Raw genomic sequence first — 18357 nt, 5'->3', positions numbered from 1 at the left:
TACTCCTTTAAATTTATAAAGAAGTACTGCTATTTAATCACGGTCTTTTCTCCTTATCTACTTTTTAATTATGATTTTATGAATACCATAATCTTTACTATTTGTATACAAGTCAACAAAATATTGTCCGTTCGTTAACTTTTTAAGATTAACATCGGTAGGAGTGCCTTTGTATGTTTTTATTACTTGTCCTTTAATATTTCTAATTACCATATTGATTTCCGTTTCAGGTATACCTTTTAAAGAAACCTTACCATTTGATGGGTTTGGATACGCTAGAACATTCTTAGCCAATTCGTTTTCGAGTGCATTTGGCGAATTCTCTACTCTAATTGTTGCTGTTGTTTGTGCAGATGCACCACAAGAATTAGTTGCTTGAACAGATACTACATGATCACCTAAATCAACATCTCGTACTGTAAACCTAATTACCTCTTGATCTGAAGCCCCAATTACTGAAGCTCCTGAAGGAATATTCCAGCTATATGATGTTCCTCCAACAGCATTTTGTGCTGTCAACGTAACTGTATCAGCCACTGTAATAATATCTTCAGAAACATCAATACCAGAAATTGTAGGAACAGTAGGTACCGTAATTGTAATCGCTTTTGTAACGGATACTCCTTGACAAACATTTCCAGCATTTACAGATACATTAACGCTTGCTGTAGTTACATCAGACATATCTAAAGTAATTAAGTCTGTATTATTTCCGCTTACTACAATTACGTCACTAGGAATTGTCCAATTAAATGAAGAAGCAAATAAATGATCTACTTTTAATGTAACGATATTATCAGTACATGTTAGCTGTCTACTTTGCACTAACTCGTTAATCTTTGGTGTATTAGAAACATGTACAAACATTGTATCTTTTGGTGTTAACCCACAAGATGTAATCATTGATGCATAAATTGGATAAGTACCTTCTAAAGCTCCTGAAAAATCAATATCGATAGACGCTGCTTCGTGGTCATTACTTGATATACTAAAAGATGTTGGTAATTCCCATCTGTATTTTCCTGTTGAATTAACTGCAGTAGCAGTATAAGTTTCTGTTGTACCTATACAAACTTCAGAAGAACCTGTAGTTATATTTGGAGCAATAGCAGGATCATATAAATTAAAAGTGAGTGTATCAGTCACTTCATTTCCACAACCATTAAATGCATGACATACAATACGATGAGTTCCAAAACTTTCATTAGATAAATTAATTTGAATTTCCTCCTTATTATTTGATGTTAAAAGAGCAATATCTGCTGGTAATTCCCAATAAAATGAATCAACATGTGCATAATTTGACAAAGTTAATCTTGTATGACTTGTTGGGCAATGTAAATCTTGACTACTTACAATGTTACCTAATGTTGGAGTTACATACTGATGCACATTCCATTCTAGAGTATCACCATATTGATAATCTGTAGAGGCATTTCCATTATAGGCTTTTACACTAATTGTTGTTGTATGAGGTAGGTTTGATGCTACACTACTAAAATCAAATGTTGCACTATCTGCATTCGTTTTTGAAGCGACTAAAGTAACATTCGGGTTAGAACTAGACCATTCCAAAACCCCTCTTTTATATCCATATACTTTAAATGTTCTCATAGATATCGCACAACCTAATGTATCAGTATTCAATTTATTACCAGTGATAGGTTGTAATTGAAAAATATCTGTTGATGTCAATAATGGATTAACTCCTGTACTTTCTTCTAAAGTGTAAAGTAATTCAAAAGCATTCGCGTTAGCTCTATCAATACTCCAAAAAGTACCATTAAAAGCGGGTGTCCCTCTTTCTTTTCCATGGTCAGTGTTAGACGTATAACTTCCAATATTTTCACCTTTAGTAAATCCAAATATTTTATTATTATAATAAGCAAGGTCTGCCATTGGAAACCATCCATCAGTACTATCATTAGCTGATGAATTCAAGTCTGGATTAAAACCCGTTTCTGGGAATTCTTTGATAATATGTGCAGTACCAATTCTATTTCCATTTTCTCCCATTGGATAAGCTAAAATACATCCTAATGTTGTAGGGCTATTATATTCAGATGCCATAATTAGAGTATCAGGATCAGAATTTGCTCCTGGTAGAATTATCATACGACCTTTTACACCAACTCCACCTTTTCCTGAAGCTCTTACTGCAATTCTTGATCTATATCCATTAGTTGAAGCAAGAGGATCAATTGTATACATATGTGTAATTGTCCATGGTGAAGTTGAAACATCTAATTTGATGATTGTACCACCATGTGTATCTGGTAAATTTTCACCAGACCCTTGCGTAGCATAATAGTAAGTGTTATCATCTTTCTTAGTAACTGCTGTTGAGAATAAGTATCCCCAATCCCATGCGGCATCACTATTATCAGCATGCCTTTTTGTTATTAAATCAAAGAATTTAGTAGTTTGACCAGTTGTTAAATCATATGTATATATTGAATTCGTATATGTAAATACTAGCTTACCTTGAATTTCAATTATTTCTCCAATTATATTATAAGGCGCTTTTTCATTGGCTTCATATAATCTATTTGACAATCTACCCGTAAGCACAGTTACAGAATCTAAATCATCATTAAATTCAACTAATCTATCTCTATAGAACAATGAGTCTACCTTAATATTATAAGCAGTAGCACCTGTTCTTTCAATTGCATAATATTTCCCATTAGAAGCCAAGAATGCACCGTTTGAGTATCCTTGCTTTGCTAAAGAGTTATTACCAGTAGAATATAAATGACCTATAGAACCTGTTGATGGATCAAACGTAGCTAACGTACCATAATTTTGAATACCACCATCTCGATTTGAGAATGTATATTTTCCGTCTTTAAAAGGAGTTAATCTTGTTTCAGGAATAAAACCAGTATCTGAACCGAAACTAGCGATCACTTCCATTTTATTTGTTGCTATTTCATATTTAAAAATAGCTCCCTGATCACTTCTTCCTCCAAATTCTGCAATACCCCAAACGGTTCCTCCATTATCATTTGTAATTATAAAATATTCTGAAGGGTATGACATGTCTTTAAAGTGATAAAGTTCTTTATAATTTCCATGTCTATCTATTTGGTAGATAACACCTCTATCAGGGCCTGTAGATGTAAATGTAGCAGGCTGTGTCATACCTATCAGATCATGCCCATTAGGAACTAAACCAGTAATTGCTGTACCATTTGCATTAGTAAACGTAAATTCTTTTGTTACTTTTTTATCATCAGGTAAAATACTTACTAACGTTCCTACTCCTGCACTACCATCAGCAAAAGATCTTGAATAAAAATCTCCAGAAGTGTTCCTAAATACACCTGAGAATTTTGAACCTTTAAAACTTCTATCTTTAACGACACTTATTTCATGGATAAAACCACTTTCAGCATCTACTTCATAAAAACCACCTGCACCATACTGAGATGCAGAGTTTGCAACAATTAAACGGTCTCTACCTTGTACATTACGATGTGATAAAGCACCTGAAGCATATTCAAACCCATATGGATTACTACACAGTATTTTAGCATCTCCAGTAGTAAGATTGTATTCTAATACACCTCCAACAGAAATAGATGATCCTGATTCACCATCAAATATTGTAGCATAAAGCTTATTATTCAACTTATAAAATCCTCCACCCATTCTTCTTACCTTGAGTCTATCAGTGAAATTGATGAGAGGAATTAGATGTGTGGGATCACTGAGTTTAATAGCAAAGCCAATATCCTCATGACTTCTACTTCTCATTATACCATATAAAATTTGATTGTGCTCAACCATATTATAAATTGGATAATGATTATTATAATCAAAAGAGAATAATTGGGTTACAGTATTTGTAGCAGGGTCTATTCTAAAAAAGATACCACTATCATGCTCTCCTCCTTGTTCTGTATGGCCATAAATATATCCATCCGAAGCTAAAACTAATGAGCTAAAATCACCAGGGCGTCCTGTAAATGATTCACCATGATCGTAAAATTCAGGTGGAGTACCTGCTGGAGATGATAAATTGTAAATAGAAACACCTCCAGCATTTTGGATTCCTCCACTAGAGTTTGTGTTCATCAAATAAGGCTGTGCCTCTGCAGTTAAAGCACAAAGTACTAACAGTACTAGCACAATTAATCTAGTATGATTTGCTTTAAAATGATTGTAATTGAATTTCATCAGAATAATAAGATTTGATTAATGGATTATTTTCGAGTTAATGAATTTTAATATTTTACAATTATAATAGATGTATATAACATTAAACACAATCAATAGTTAACGTTATTTAATATTATAATTTAAACATTTATCTGATCTAAGAACCTTCATTGTTAAGCAAATTTCAATTATAATGTTTCAGTACAAATTATTCATTGTTACAGTCAAAAACTCCCTTTGAAGGAAATTATTCAACAATATTCGTCTCATTTTTTTAATCATTTCACAAAAAAACACATCATAAAAATGTGTTTAATACATCGAAAATGTCATTAGATTATTTTAAGAAAAATACATTTAATAAGAATATTAATATTTCACAGATGTGATTTAAAATGCTATTTTTAAGCACTTTAACTCATGTAACTGTTAATATTATTACACATGTAAGTAAAATCTATTATTATAATAATTTTAAAGTATTGGGTATTAATTGAAGTAATTATAATCTGTTTTTCACAATTACCTCATGTAAGCAATGTAAATATCTATATATGCAAACTAAATTTTAAGATTCTCTTACTAACATAACATTTGCAAAAGATATCCTTAATAAGCGTTAATGCGTTAAGCTAATCAAACCTAATTACTACCATAATTCTCAAAAACATGAAAAAGATACTACTATTATTACTCCTAATTTTTATTACAAAGATTACTATTAATGCTCAAACTTACACGTTAGTAAGCTCAACTTCAGGTTATGTTTACTTAGGAAATAAAGGAAATTTAAATCAGTGGGTAGATGGAGATGGAAATACATTACCTTCTTGGACTGGTGGATATAATATAAGAGTTAGAGAAGGTAAAACAGTTTATATAGGACAAGAATTATTTTCTGCAAATGTAGTTATTGATACTTTATTTGTTGACGGTGAATTAAGAAACACAGCTTATAGAACAACAATAGATGTAAGCACTTTAATAGTATCTGGAAATGGTAATTTTAAAGGTAATAACCACTCTGGTGGTAGATTATATGTAAATGCACAAAATATTGTTTTAGAATCAGGTGCTAAATTTGCAGTTCCTTCTGTTGGGTCTAATTCATATAGTGGACTAAATTGGACTGGTTCAATTTACGTAGAAGATGGTGTTACTTTAAATACTAGTGGTGCTTCTAATAACTTAATTACATTAGCTCAAATTAATGCTTTACCAGGTTCAAACCCAAAAGTAGTTGCTTCTAGTAATTTAGATGGTATTAACCCAAATACCAACACTATAATTTTAAATGGAGCAACAGCAATCAATACTTCTTTATCAGGTCAAACTGTAAATATTTATACAGAAGGAAATGATTTAGTAATCACAGAACCAATTGGAACGAATGTAACTCTATTTGCTGATTTATCATCTAATGCCGCTCCTACAACAGATATTACAATTATTGGTGATGCAAGCGGTACTTTAAATTTTGCAGCTACAAATAATAGAATTAGTTCATTCACAATGAATGCTACAAATGGTATTACTTTAGGTACTGCAGTAGACATTGTAAATACAAATTATAATCTTAATGCCCTTACTTTAACAAATGGTACTATTAGAACAACCGAAACAAATTTGTTAAACTTAGATCAGTTTTCTTTTGTAGCCAATGCTGTATATGGTTGGAGTGGTCATGCTTCAGGTGGTAGCAATGCTTCTTTTATTGATGGACCTATCTCAAAAGTGGTAAACTACACAACTGCGTTGCAAACTGCATTAAGTATTTCTGGTAATAATTTCTTTTTAATGATGCCTGTAGGAAAAGGAAATAAATTAAGAGAAGCAGGAATCGGGCAACCAACGGCAAATACACCTACAACATTTAGAATTGAGTATTTCAATACTGCACACGATCACCATAGAACAATTGATCCAAATGCAATGGTTGACGCTGTAAGTGCTTTTGAATATTGGAATGTTGATAGAATTACTGGTACTGCTTCTTCTACAGTAGTGCTTACCTTCTCTGATGAAAGTGGTATTAATACAGCTGCAATTAATGATGCGCATGTAATGCACTTTGATGGTACAAAATGGGAAAGTCAAGGTGCTCAAGCCTATAATACTAATGGTGATGATTCTGGTACTTTGCTTTCTGACCCAGCTACTAGTTTTAGTCCATTTACTTTAGGTGGTAACATGCAAGATTTACCAGTTGAATTAATCTACTTTAACGGTACTAAAAATATTGACAATTCTGTTGAATTAACATGGGAAACAGGTACAGAAATTAACAATAGTCATTTTGAAGTTGAAGGTTCTGTAGATGGTCGTGAGTTTAACTATATAGATGATGTAGATGGAAATGGTAACTCAAATGTTGCTATAGAATATAACTACACTGTTTCTAGTAATGATGCACATGGGTTTAAGTATTTCAGATTAAGACAAGTTGATTTTGATGGTGCTTATGAGTATTCAAATATTGTAAGTATTGCCGTATCAATTGATAAAGACATCAAATTATCTGTTTACCCTAACCCTGCTAAAGACAGAATTTCAACACAATTTGTATTAAATACTGAAGATGAAATAAAAACTGCTGTAATCTTTAATTCAATAGGAAACACAGTAAAGAATATTGATTTAAGTAATGGTATTTCAGCAATTAAAAATATCAACTTAAATGGTTTTAATAACGGAATCTATTTTATCAAAATCAGTACTGCTTCAGGTGCTGTTCAAACAAAAAGATTTCTTGTAAAAAACTAAACCGTTTTTGAGCAATTACTAGTTTTAAGGTTTTATAAATATTTAGAGGTTTCACTTATTAGTGGAACCTCTTTTGTTATTAATCTAACAATACACTTTACTAATAAGTAAACGCTAAATATTAACCTGAGATAATTTATCATGGTATTTTTTTGCAAAAAAAAGTTATAAACAACACTATTTTACACTCATTATCCATAAAGTTACTAAATAAAAAAACTAGTTTAATGTCAAACAACGTACATTTGAATTGTAATATTTAGGCACTTACTATTGATACTAAATGTGCCATTACAATTAACTATAAAGATTGATATGAAACATATTTTACTAACAGTAACCGCATTAATTTTCGGTTTTAGTTGTACAAACACATTTGCAAAAAAGGCTCCTAAAAAGCCGAACTTCTTAATTATGTGGGGTGATGATATTGGTATGTATAACCTTTCTACTTGGAACCAAGGTATGATGGGATACAAAACACCAAACATTGACCGCATTGCTAATGAAGGAATTAAATTTACTGATTATTATGCAGAGCAATCTTGTACTGCTGGTCGTTCTTCTTTTGTTACGGGGCAAGCAGGTATCCGAACAGGAATGACTAAGGTAGGTCTTCCTGGAGCTGAAAAAGGTTTAACGGATGACACTCCTACTATTGCAGAATTAATGAAAATGCAAGGCTATGCTACCGGTCAATTTGGTAAGAACCACTTTGGAGACAGAGATGTTGACCTACCTACAAACCATGGTTTTGATGAGTTTTTTGGTAACCTTTACCACTTAAATGCTGAAGAAGAGCCTGAGCAAGATGATTATCCAAAAGATCCAGAATTTAAGAAAAAATTTGGTCCTAGAGGAGTAATTCACTCTTATGCAGATGGTCGTGTATCTGATACAGGCCCTTTGACAAAAAAGAGAATGGAAACAATTGACAACGAAGTAATGTCAGCTGCTAAGAAATTTATTACTACTCAAGTTGATAGCGAAGTTCCTTTCTTTGTTTGGTTTAATACTACGCGTATGCACTTTAGAACGCATATTACAGAAGAAGAAAAAGGGTTATCAAACGGACAAGGAATTTATGCTGATGCAATGGTTTCTCATGACCAAGTAATTGGTGATATGTTAGACTTTATAGAAAAATTGGGTATCGAAGAAAATACATTTGTAATGTATTCTACAGATAATGGCCCTCACTATAACTCTTGGCCAGATGCTGCAGTTACACCTTTTAGAGGAGAGAAAAACACAAACTGGGAAGGTGCTTACCGCGTACCATGTATGGTTAAATTCCCTAGTCATATTCCTGCAGGTCAAGTTTCTAACGATATGGTTTCTCATTTAGATTGGTTACCTACAATTTTGCACTATGCTGGTAACGACCACGTGAAACAAGATTTATTAAAAGGTGGAGTTAAAGCAAACAACAAAGAATTTAAAGCTCACTTAGACGGTTATGATCTTGTAGATCACATAGAAGGTAGAGAAGCATCTCCACGTCATGAGTTCTTATATTTTAATGATGATGCACAGTTAACGGCTGTTCGTATGGACGATTGGAAAGTAGTGTTTATGGAACAAAGAGCACATCAAATGGCTGTATGGTCTGAGCCTTTCGTTCCATTAAGATTGCCTAAGATTTTCAACTTACGTCGTGATCCATACGAAAGAGCAGATATTGACTCAAACACTTATTGGGATTGGTATTTTGATCATGTTCCTTATTTATACATGGCACAAGATGTTGTTGGTAAATTTATGGGTACATTAATGGAATACCCTCCAAAACAAAAAGCTGCTTCGTTCTCTGTAGATCAAATTATTGAAATGATAATGAAACAAACAGAAGATACTAAAGCATCGCAGAACTAAAAGATCATTCTACTACTTTTTACTATTAAAGAACCTATCTAGTTGAGTTACTAGATAGGTTTTTTTATGTTACTAATACTTAACAAATCTAGCAATATTGTGCTATCAACTTTCTTACTAACAAATAAATCCAGAACCTAAAAAGGTAACTGAAATGAAAAAATCAACGATATTTATTGGACTATTATCTCTCTCAGTAGCATTCTCTTGTTCAAAAAACAAAGATGAAATTACTCCCAAAGCACCAGATACTGTAACTAAGAAAAAAGAACAAGTAGTTCAAACTAAAAAAATAGAAGAAGAAAATAAATTTATTACTTCTTATAATCAAATTATGTATGGGTCGGAGTTTAGAAATAAATTTAAAATCCAGCATAAACACACTATTCAACAAGGCAAAGTTATAAGTACTTTAAACACTAATTTACTTTTTCTTAACTATGGAGATATAACAACAACTTTAACACATAAATATACTGGTGATCAAATTACTTCTTCTAAAAATACAGAAGGAACAACCTTTGAATATACATACAATAAAGAAGGTTACATTGCCACAATGAAAGAGAAAAAAGCTGCTGGTGGTGCAAAAGATTTCTCATATACTTATTCTGCAGAAGGAAAATTACTTACCGTGGAAGTTGTAGATCATAAAAATGGAACTACTTCAAAATATACTCTTACCTATAACGGAGATAACTTTGAAGTTATTCAAGGAAAACATGTGACTAAAATTACAGTAAAAGACAATAAAGTTACTCATGTTGATGATGTATTAAATAATACACATACAGTATATGAGATTGAATATGATAATGAGGGAAGAATAAGTAGTTATAAAAATAAAGGAAACGGTATTTCTCCTTTTAGAGTTTATCACGATATGAAAGAAACGTATACGTATACTAATTCTACTTTCATAAAATCTAATTACACTAAAGATGTCTTAGAATACCAAACAGAAATTAATAAGACAACGCTTAAAAGGATTTCTAAAAAAGTATTTGATTATAATCAAAGTGGATATTCATATCTAGTTACATACAAAAATGATTTGAGTCAGAAAATTGAAATATTTAAAGGAAAGAAGATTGTGAAATCTAATTTATTAGGATATACTACAGTAGATACAAGAGGCCAATATAACTTTGCTGAATTGAAAAGTTTTTATGATGTAAACGATAAAAAACTTTTCCAAAAAGACAATTATACATTCTACACCGCAGATAAAAGTAAATCATTATCTGAAAGTGAAGTATCAAAAACATCAGCATGGGTAGTTACTCTCGAAAAAGAATTTTCAAACCTTTAAGGTAGCCATATAATAAATAATTCTGCCTCTGATTATTATTTAATCAGGGGCTTTTTATTTTACAAAATCAACTATAAATCAACAAAATACAGATTAATTATTTATTTTATGTTAATCAAATTTAACAAAAACGTTCACTCTATACTCCCAGTTTTCTTTAGTGTGTAAATCAAATAAAGACTCAAAAAAAAACTATGAAAAAGTTAAATTTATTAATCCTATTCTCTTTTATATTATTAGCGTTTTCTTGTAAAAAAGATACTGAATTAGTACCTGAAGATAAAAACGATATCACTAAAACAAAGAACGTTATTGTTCCATTAAAAAATGGAGGAATGTACGATAGAAATCATTTTGTTAGTTCTTTTGAACAAGTGATCAATTTTGGATCTTTAAGAGATGCTCATTTAATTTCATTCAAGCATTCAGGAAAAGAAGGTAACCCAACATCTTCAAAATCTTCGAACTTATTATATGGCAATACAAATCTAGTTTTAGATTATGTTCATAGTACAAAAGACGGTGCAATCGTTTCTTCTACAGCTAAAAATGAATATGGAGGAGTTACAGTTTATACTTACTCATTTAATTCTGATGGATATATTAGTAAAGTGACTTCTAAGGACGGATATACTGATAAAGAATATACTTTAAAGTATAATCAAGATGGAAAAGTAGAAGAAATTGTTGAAGGAACCGAAGTTTATAAATATACATACTCTGGTGAAGATTATTCTATTAAAGAAACAAGTAAAGGCAAGATTAGTGTTGAAGTAAAATTTTCTGGCGAAAAAGTAGTTTATGCTAAAATGATCGGACTTGGTGATAGTGAATCAAGAGAATTTAAATATAATTCAAACGGAGAACTTACTGAATACCATTTAACACAATTCGATCCTAGTAGAACATTCTTAGATGAAACTTATTCATATACTAAAAGCGGAAATAAAGTCTCAATCTCTTTCAAAGATGGTTTAAATTCTAGAGATTCTTGGAAAAAAGTTCTTGAAAATGGTTTACTTAAAACTGAAGAAGTATACAATGCTAAGAATTCACATAAAAAACACTATGCTAATAAAAAGGTAGTAAAAGTAGAATTATTTAAAGGATTAACTGTAAAAGATGTTTCTTTAATTGGCTACAAAGAATTAACATACACAGGAAACGGATTACTTGATTCTTCTACTTTCTTCTCTAGAAAAGGTGATAAATTATATACTAAGAATATTGGTTTCTTTTACCATTCTACAAAATCAAATAAATTATTAGATGAAAAGCAATTACCTGCAGCAGATAAATGGATTGCAGTTTTAGACCACATCTAAAAAATAAATAAAGAGCCTTGAAGAAAATTTAAGTTTCTTTATTACAAAAACTCCCATCAAGATTAATTTCTTAATGGGAGTTTTTAATTTAAAGAAGTGATATAAAAAATAGCACCTCTCTTGTTTTAAAAAAGTAACCTAACCTTATTTTGACACTAGTTAGTTAGGTAACTTTATACTAATTAATTTGATGTATTTGACACTAATAGAAAACCTGTTATTTATTAAATTGATCTTGATAGATCTGTGTTAATTCCTCCCAGGATATACCTAGGAGGTTTATTTTTTTAAAAAAGTTTGGTGCATCTTGTTTCATAAATTCTTGCTTACTCACCTTTTTTACTAAGTGAGTGGCATCTTCTGAAATAAAATAACCTATTCCTCTCTTGTTATAAATTACGCCATCATCTTGTAGCGAAGAATAAGATCTAGCAACCGTATTTGGGTTTACTTCTAATTCTACTGCAAGCTGTCTTACAGACGGAATCTTATCTCCACCTTCCCATGTACCCTTCAAGACTTTTTCACATAAAAGATCCATAATCTGGAGGTAAATGGCTTTATTATTAGTAAACTCCATATTAAACTTCTTTTCGTTTGAATTTCAAAAATGCTATTCCCCACATTGCTATTGTTACCGCCACAGTACCTGTTCTAACAATATATTTTATTGTTCCCTCCAAAGAAGTTGAATCGAACTGGTAGTTGAATGATGTGTTATCAAACTCACCGTTTGAAAAGAATACGAAAAATAATATGACACCTAAAATCCATAGCACAAAAGATACAGCGAAGAAGGAAACTGTTGTTTTTAAGAATGCATATTTTTTAAATAATGCTGCACCTAAAAAGTAGAATGCGTGCATAAATAAATAACTACTAACAAATTCTGCAAGACCTTCCTGTCCTACCATATCAGACAATGTGTACATATTAAAGTTACCTCCAATAATCATCCAGATTCCAGAAGCTAAAAACTCTGTCAAAATAAAAACAACAGTTAGACCTAACGGATATATTATTGCTGTACTTAAAAATGTAACTAAGAATTTTTCTTCTCTAGATGCAGGCAACGATAAGTAATTTAATGCTCCACCTTTTGTTGATACTCTATGGAATGAATAACTACTAATTACTGCTCCACCAAGCATTAACATTAATCCATAAATTGAGCCTAATGTATTTTTATTTACAATACCCCATGGTTCTATACTACTAGCTAATGCACTAATTGCAAGAATAAAAACTACGATACCAATAATTCCTACAGTTATAGGATGCTGAAGTAAAGCAAGTTCATATTTAAACAATAAACTGATTCTTCTTATATTAAATTTTGATTCCATTTTGATTTTTAGTTTGATAGTTAATTATTTAGATAAGGCTGATTTTATTCCTTCTTTCTGTGTCAATACAGCATTAAAAAGAAGTTCTAGATTTACTCTACTAAAATCTTCGTTAGTATTAAGTGCTACAACTTTATCTTCTGCCACTCCCCTTTCCGTATAAATAACATCAGATTGATCTACCTTTTCTGCTACTGTAAACACTAACTTTTCTGTGATATAGTCTAATGTTTCATTAAAGACTACTTTACCACTATCAACTATAACTATAGGATCAATTAAGCTTTCTAAATCACGTACTTGATGCGTAGAAATTAAAAATATTCTATCATCTGTCATATATTTGGCTACTAATTTTCTAAACTGACTTTTAGATGGAATATCTAAACCATTAGTCGGTTCATCCATTAATAACAATTTTGTATTACTAGCTAAACCATAAGAAATTAATGCTTTCTTCTTTTGTCCGTATGACATATTATGCAGGTTCATCGATGGTTCTAAACCAAACTCCGTGATCATTTCGAAAAATGCTGTTCGGTCAAACTTAGGATAAAACGGTGCTAAAACAGATAAATATTTTTCTATGGTAACATTCGGGAAAGTCATTTCTTCAGGAATAAAGAAAATTTCTCTTAAAAACTCAGGAGATGCATCACTAGCAAAATGACCACCAATATTTACTGTTCCTGTAAAAGGTGTTTTTAAGCCTGCTATCAACATCAGTAAAGTTGATTTACCAGCTCCATTTTCACCTAATAAACCATATATATTTCCTTCTTTTAATTCAAGCTCTAAATCATTGTAAAGTATTTTCCTTCTCGAATATCCAAAAGTAAGGTTATTAATAATTATCATATCTTATTATTTTAGTGTACTATTTAACTATTACACTACAATAGTAATTCAATAATGCATTAAATCCAAATTTTAGATTCAATTTTCTAAAAAAAGTGTCTGCACTTAATAACATACTTTGGTTTCATCAATGTTTAAAATAGTTTTAATTACTTATCATAAGTGTTAATAATGAGCTAGTAACTCCTCTACCAATCACGTTTATTTAGCTAACCTTAGATAACTTACCGAGGATTACGACTTTATGTTCTATTTTTTTGGCATTAAAAAAAAAATGCAATAAATTAGCAAACTTGTAAGAAGTATTCGATTATTAATTATATATATCAATGCCTAAAGCATCAATAGTAACTCGCGATTTAACAGATTTGACAAAAGATACACATAACATCTATGAGTCAATCGTTATTGCTGGAAAACGTTCTAGACAGATTTCTTCTCGTTTAAAAGATGAGTTGAATGCTAAATTGTCTGAATTTGCTACTACAGTGGATAATCTTGAAGAAGTTCAAGAAAACCGCGAGCAAATCGAGATTTCTCGTTTTTACGAGCGTATGCCTAAAGCAACATCTTTAGCAATAGAGGAGTTGATCGAGGATAAGATCTTTTTTACAAAGGTAGATGACAATTTCTAAGAGAAATTTACATTCTATTTTGATTTAAGAACTTCCATGACTACAATGTAGATCGGGAAGTTCTTTTTTTTTACATTTACTCTTCGAAATAACGAAGTACAAACAAATGGACTCAATTCTAAAGGGAAAAAAAATACTAATTGGAGTGACTGGCGGTATTGCAGCATACAAAATTGCTTTACTTGTCAGATTATTTAAAAAGCAAAAAGCAGAAGTTCAGGTTATTATGACGGAAGCTGCAAAGCAATTCATTACTCCTGTTACATTATCAACATTATCAGAAAACCCTGTTTTAACGCAATATGCTAACGAAGAAACGGGAGAATGGAACAGCCATGTAAAACTTGGCTTATGGGCAGATTTAATGATTATTGCTCCTGCAACTGCTAATACTATGGCAAAAATGGCCAATGGTTTATGCGATAATCTTTTAATGGCTACCTATCTTTCTGCAAGATGCCCTGTAATGATTGCTCCTGCTATGGATTTAGATATGTTTGTGCACCCTTCAACTACTAGAAATATAAATATACTTACTTCTTACGGGCATTTAATTGTTGATGCGGAAGAAGGTGAGTTAGCAAGTGGACTTGTAGGAAAAGGTAGAATGGCGGAACCAGAACATATACTAGACGCTGTTACCTCGTTTTTCTCTCCTAAAAAAGAACTACCTCTTTCTGGTAAAAAAGCAATTATCACAGCTGGTCCTACCAAAGAAAAAATTGACCCTGTTCGTTTTATTACAAATGGGTCTACTGGTAAAATGGGCTATGCTATTGCAGAAGAATTAGCACAACAAGGTGCAGAAGTCACTATTATTTCAGGACCTGTTCAAGTTTGTGCATCAAACAATATTAATATCATTCCTGTAGCTTCTGCAGAAGACATGTATAAAGCTGTAGATAGTATTTTTGATACTGCTGATATTTGTATTTTTACTGCCGCTGTTGCAGACTATACTCCTTTAAATTATTCAGATTCTAAAATCAAGAAGAAAGACGGTGATTTAGATATTAAAATGAAACGTACCATCGATATTGCAAAAACAATGGGTGAACGTAAAAAAGAACATCAAATTACTGTTGGATTTGCTTTAGAAACTGACAATGAATTAGCCAATGCTAAAGGTAAACTGACTAAGAAAAATGTTGACTTTGTTGTTTTAAATAGCTTAAAAGAAAAAGGTGCTGGCTTTGGACATGACACTAATAAAGTAGTGATTGTTTCGGCTGATAAAACAAAAGAACTTCCTCTGCTTTCTAAAGTTGAAGTTGCCGAACATATCGTCAAAGAAATCATACTAAGGAAAAAATAAATGATATTTCGTTGCCTAATCAAAAGGTTGTATATTGATTGGTAATAGAAGTTTCAAATAGATTATAATGAAGCAAATACTAACACTTACATTCTTGATATTACTTGGACACCTTGTAAATGCACAAGAGTTCCAAGCAACAATTACTATTAATGGCGAACGTGTTCAGACCAATGAAACGCAAGTTTTTACTGAAATGCAAAATGCCATGCAGCAATTTATGACCAATCAAGAATGGGGAGATGACCGTTTTGAAGATGTTGAGAAAATTAAACTTAACATTATGGTTACGCTAGGAAATGCTTCAGATGTTTCTTCACAGAGTTATACTGCAGATGTTCAGATACAAAGTATCCGACCGATATACAACTCTTCTTTTGAAACACCAATGCTTAATTTTCTTGATTCTAAATGGCAGTTTACCTACAATAATTCTGACCGTTTAGTATATACAAGAGGAGCGTACACTTCTGAAATTGTTGCTTTATTAAGCTTCTACTCTTACATTACTTTAGGAATGGATTATGATTCTTTTAGTCCTAAAGGTGGTTCTATTTACTACGAAAAAGCGTTAGAAATTGCCAACCTTGCAGAACAAAATGGAAGAGCTGGTTGGTCTGCCTTTGGCGACAAGAGAGACCGTTTTTACCTTGCTAAAGATTTTATGGATCCTCAATTCGAGAATTTCAGATTGTTTCTTTATGCCTATCATCGTCAAGGTTTAGATATTTTTGACGAAAGACCTGATGAAGCAAGAGATAACATAATAAAAGGGCTGAACGATCTTAAAGCGGTAAAAAAGAGTATTCCAATTTCTGTAACTATGGATGTGTTTTTGGCATCTAAAGGTGCTGAAATTGCCAATCTATTCTCAAAAGCAACTACAGAGCAGGCAGATCAGGTAGGTAGAATACTTTTAGAGCTAGACCCTGCCCATGCTGGAATTTATAAAAAACTCTTAAAAACGCAGTAAACCATCTAATGGGTTGGATAAAATATCTTTATAATCATATACAAGCGTTAAGCCTCGATGTTGCTATTGGGGCTATTTTTTGTTGTATGTTTTTAGCTAAAATCAATAATACTATTATTCCAACCAATGTATATTTTGCTTTAGGAATTGCCGTTTGGGTAATCTACACATTAGATCATCTATTAGATGCACATTCCATACAACATACTGCGCATACATTTAGACATGCCTTCCATCAGCGTTATAAAAAAACTTTAAGTAGCCTTTGTGCACTACTAATCCTTATTGGTTTAGTCCTCACTTTCTTTTATGTTCCTAAAATAATCTTCTATCATGGAGTCATTCTTGGAGTTTTAGTAGGCATTTACTTACTAATTATCAACTTACAATCGCTACCGTTCTCTACTTTTAAAGAGTTTACAGTAGCCTTAATATACAGTTGTGGTGTTGCTTTACCTGTTTTTAGCTTAAGCGAAACCCTAACACCTCAATATTATCTCTTTACCTTCACCTTTTTTATACTAGCAGCCATTAATTTATTAGAATTTGCCTTATTTGATTATGAATCAGATACTAAGGATAATTTATTGTCTGCTGCTAGAAAACTGGGTTACAAATACATTAAATGGAGAATAAATACTTTAATTATTTTATTCTTTGGTATGATTTCCCTCTGTTATTACCTCTTTTGGAACACCCCTCTTTTACTAGCTATAAATGTGTTGTTACTTATGGGAATATGCCTAATTATTATTTACCTTAAGGCTGATTTTTTTTCTAAAGATGATTATTTTAGAATCTTTGGCGACTTTGTTTTCCTCTTTCCACTACTCTATTTATGTTTATGAAAAAAGATAGATTTGATGGAGTAGCGTTTATTTATGATGCACTCGCCTATCTTGTTTTTGGCAAATCAATAACGTCCATTCAAAGCATACATTTTGATAAAATAAGCCTAGGTAGGCGTATCCTTTTTATAGGGGGTGGTACTGGTAAATTACTTCTAGAAATTGATAAAAGGTTACAGCCTTCAGAGATTGTTTATATTGAGATGTCTCCTAAAATGATGGAGCTTTCAAAAAAACATATTGTTTCTGCACCAATAACTTATGTTACCGATAGTTATGAAGTTGCTAAAAACTATGGGCAATTTGATTTAATTATCACAAACTTCTTTTTAGACGTACTACAGGAAAAAGCTTTAAAAACATTCATTTCAACCACTCCATCTCTATTAAATAAAAGAGGGTTATGGCTCATATCAGATTTCCGAATAGCACGTAAAAAACCATTAAAATACTTACATAAATTTCTTCATTGGAGTATGATTACTTTTTTTAAAGTAACCGCTAATCTTCAAAATACCACTTTATATAATTACGTTGAACTCATTACCACCAATAATTTTAGAATAAAAGCAACTGCTACAACGTATAAGAAAATGATCTTTTCTGTTTTAGTTGAAAAAAAATAATTTTGGTACTTTTTCGGAATTTCTTGATCTAAAAAAGGTAATCAATTTGTAAAAGTAGAGCGTTTAAAAAGCTATATAAAAACTTTTAAAATCAACTGCAATGAAAAGAATTTTAATTACTATTTTCACATTAACGTCTTTATTCACAATCTCTTGTAACAAATCAAATGATACAATTGAACCAATAGTTCCTGTTCACCCTATTGAAGGAGTTCCAGACAATGAACTTCCAGATGAAACTCCAGAAAACCCTGTTCCTGTTGATCCTGGTTATGATTACACGCCATCTGCATAAATGATAAAAATCAAGAAAACTA

General features: G+C 31.4%; 14 protein-coding genes. 10 read left to right on the top strand and 4 right to left on the bottom strand.

Annotated features, from left to right (window positions below; translation table 11 throughout):
• Positions 1–57 precede the first annotated feature (57 nt).
• Positions 58–4182, bottom strand: coding sequence for a choice-of-anchor tandem repeat GloVer-containing protein (locus KM029_RS18235; protein ID WP_144074618.1), 4125 nt, complete (start codon positions 4180–4182; stop codon positions 58–60).
• Between the two features lie 651 nt (positions 4183–4833).
• Between KM029_RS18235 and KM029_RS18230 the strand changes: the two genes are divergently transcribed.
• From KM029_RS18230 to KM029_RS18215, 4 genes are all read left to right on the top strand, one after another.
• The gene (locus tag KM029_RS18230) at positions 4834–6927 is read left to right on the top strand and encodes a T9SS type A sorting domain-containing protein (RefSeq protein ID WP_144074617.1); all 2094 of its coding nucleotides are present in this window, start codon (positions 4834–4836) and stop codon (positions 6925–6927) included.
• Positions 6928–7242: 315 nt separating this feature from the next.
• On the top strand, positions 7243–8802 hold the full coding sequence (locus KM029_RS18225; protein WP_144074616.1) for an arylsulfatase: 1560 nt from the start codon (positions 7243–7245) through the stop codon (positions 8800–8802).
• 154 nt (positions 8803–8956) lie between these two features.
• Positions 8957–10114, top strand: coding sequence for a DUF4595 domain-containing protein (locus tag KM029_RS18220; protein WP_144074615.1), 1158 nt, complete (start codon positions 8957–8959; stop codon positions 10112–10114).
• Positions 10115–10308: 194 nt separating this feature from the next.
• Positions 10309–11439 carry a hypothetical protein gene (locus KM029_RS18215; RefSeq protein WP_144074614.1) on the top strand — a complete coding sequence of 377 codons (1131 nt, stop codon included), beginning with the start codon at positions 10309–10311 and terminating at the stop codon, positions 11437–11439.
• Positions 11440–11656: 217 nt separating this feature from the next.
• Here the strand turns inward: KM029_RS18215 and KM029_RS18210 are convergent, their stop codons facing one another.
• From KM029_RS18210 to KM029_RS18200, 3 genes are read right to left on the bottom strand one after another with little or no spacing between them, the layout of a single operon-like run.
• Positions 11657–12019 (bottom strand): GntR family transcriptional regulator, encoded by a 363-nt coding sequence (locus KM029_RS18210; protein WP_144074613.1) that lies wholly within the window; start codon positions 12017–12019, stop codon positions 11657–11659.
• Position 12020: 1 nt separating this feature from the next.
• Entirely contained in the window at positions 12021–12785 is a 765-nt protein-coding gene (locus KM029_RS18205; RefSeq protein ID WP_144074612.1) for a hypothetical protein, read from the bottom strand.
• Between the two features lie 24 nt (positions 12786–12809).
• Positions 12810–13643 carry an ABC transporter ATP-binding protein gene (locus KM029_RS18200; protein WP_144074611.1) on the bottom strand — a complete coding sequence of 278 codons (834 nt, stop codon included), beginning with the start codon at positions 13641–13643 and terminating at the stop codon, positions 12810–12812.
• Positions 13644–13972: 329 nt separating this feature from the next.
• Between KM029_RS18200 and KM029_RS18195 the strand changes: the two genes are divergently transcribed.
• From KM029_RS18195 to KM029_RS18170, 6 genes are all read left to right on the top strand, one after another.
• Positions 13973–14278, top strand: a complete 306-nt coding sequence (locus tag KM029_RS18195) for a DNA-directed RNA polymerase subunit omega (protein WP_144074610.1) — start codon at positions 13973–13975, stop codon at positions 14276–14278.
• Positions 14279–14384: 106 nt separating this feature from the next.
• Positions 14385–15593 carry a bifunctional phosphopantothenoylcysteine decarboxylase/phosphopantothenate--cysteine ligase CoaBC gene (gene coaBC / locus KM029_RS18190; protein ID WP_144074609.1) on the top strand — a complete coding sequence of 403 codons (1209 nt, stop codon included), beginning with the start codon at positions 14385–14387 and terminating at the stop codon, positions 15591–15593.
• A 67-nt stretch (positions 15594–15660) separates the two neighbouring features.
• Positions 15661–16566 carry a type IX secretion system protein PorD gene (gene porD / locus KM029_RS18185; protein WP_144074608.1) on the top strand — a complete coding sequence of 302 codons (906 nt, stop codon included), beginning with the start codon at positions 15661–15663 and terminating at the stop codon, positions 16564–16566.
• An 8-nt stretch (positions 16567–16574) separates the two neighbouring features.
• Positions 16575–17414: a UbiA prenyltransferase family protein gene (locus KM029_RS18180; protein ID WP_144074607.1), complete on the top strand. Its 840-nt coding sequence runs from the start codon at positions 16575–16577 to the stop codon at positions 17412–17414.
• Positions 17411–18040, top strand: coding sequence for a class I SAM-dependent methyltransferase (locus KM029_RS18175; protein ID WP_158631101.1), 630 nt, complete (start codon positions 17411–17413; stop codon positions 18038–18040). The genes KM029_RS18180 and KM029_RS18175 overlap by 4 nt, the downstream gene beginning before the upstream one ends.
• 100 nt (positions 18041–18140) lie before the next feature.
• The gene (locus KM029_RS18170) at positions 18141–18335 is read left to right on the top strand and encodes a hypothetical protein (RefSeq protein ID WP_144074605.1); all 195 of its coding nucleotides are present in this window, start codon (positions 18141–18143) and stop codon (positions 18333–18335) included.
• The last annotated feature ends 22 nt before the right edge of the window (positions 18336–18357 follow it).

Source organism: Flammeovirga kamogawensis (assembly GCF_018736065.1).
GTDB classification, from domain to species: Bacteria; Bacteroidota; Bacteroidia; order Cytophagales; family Flammeovirgaceae; genus Flammeovirga; species Flammeovirga kamogawensis.
The sequence above is the reverse complement of the archived record's forward strand: the minus strand, read 5'-3'. Positions and strand labels throughout refer to the sequence as shown.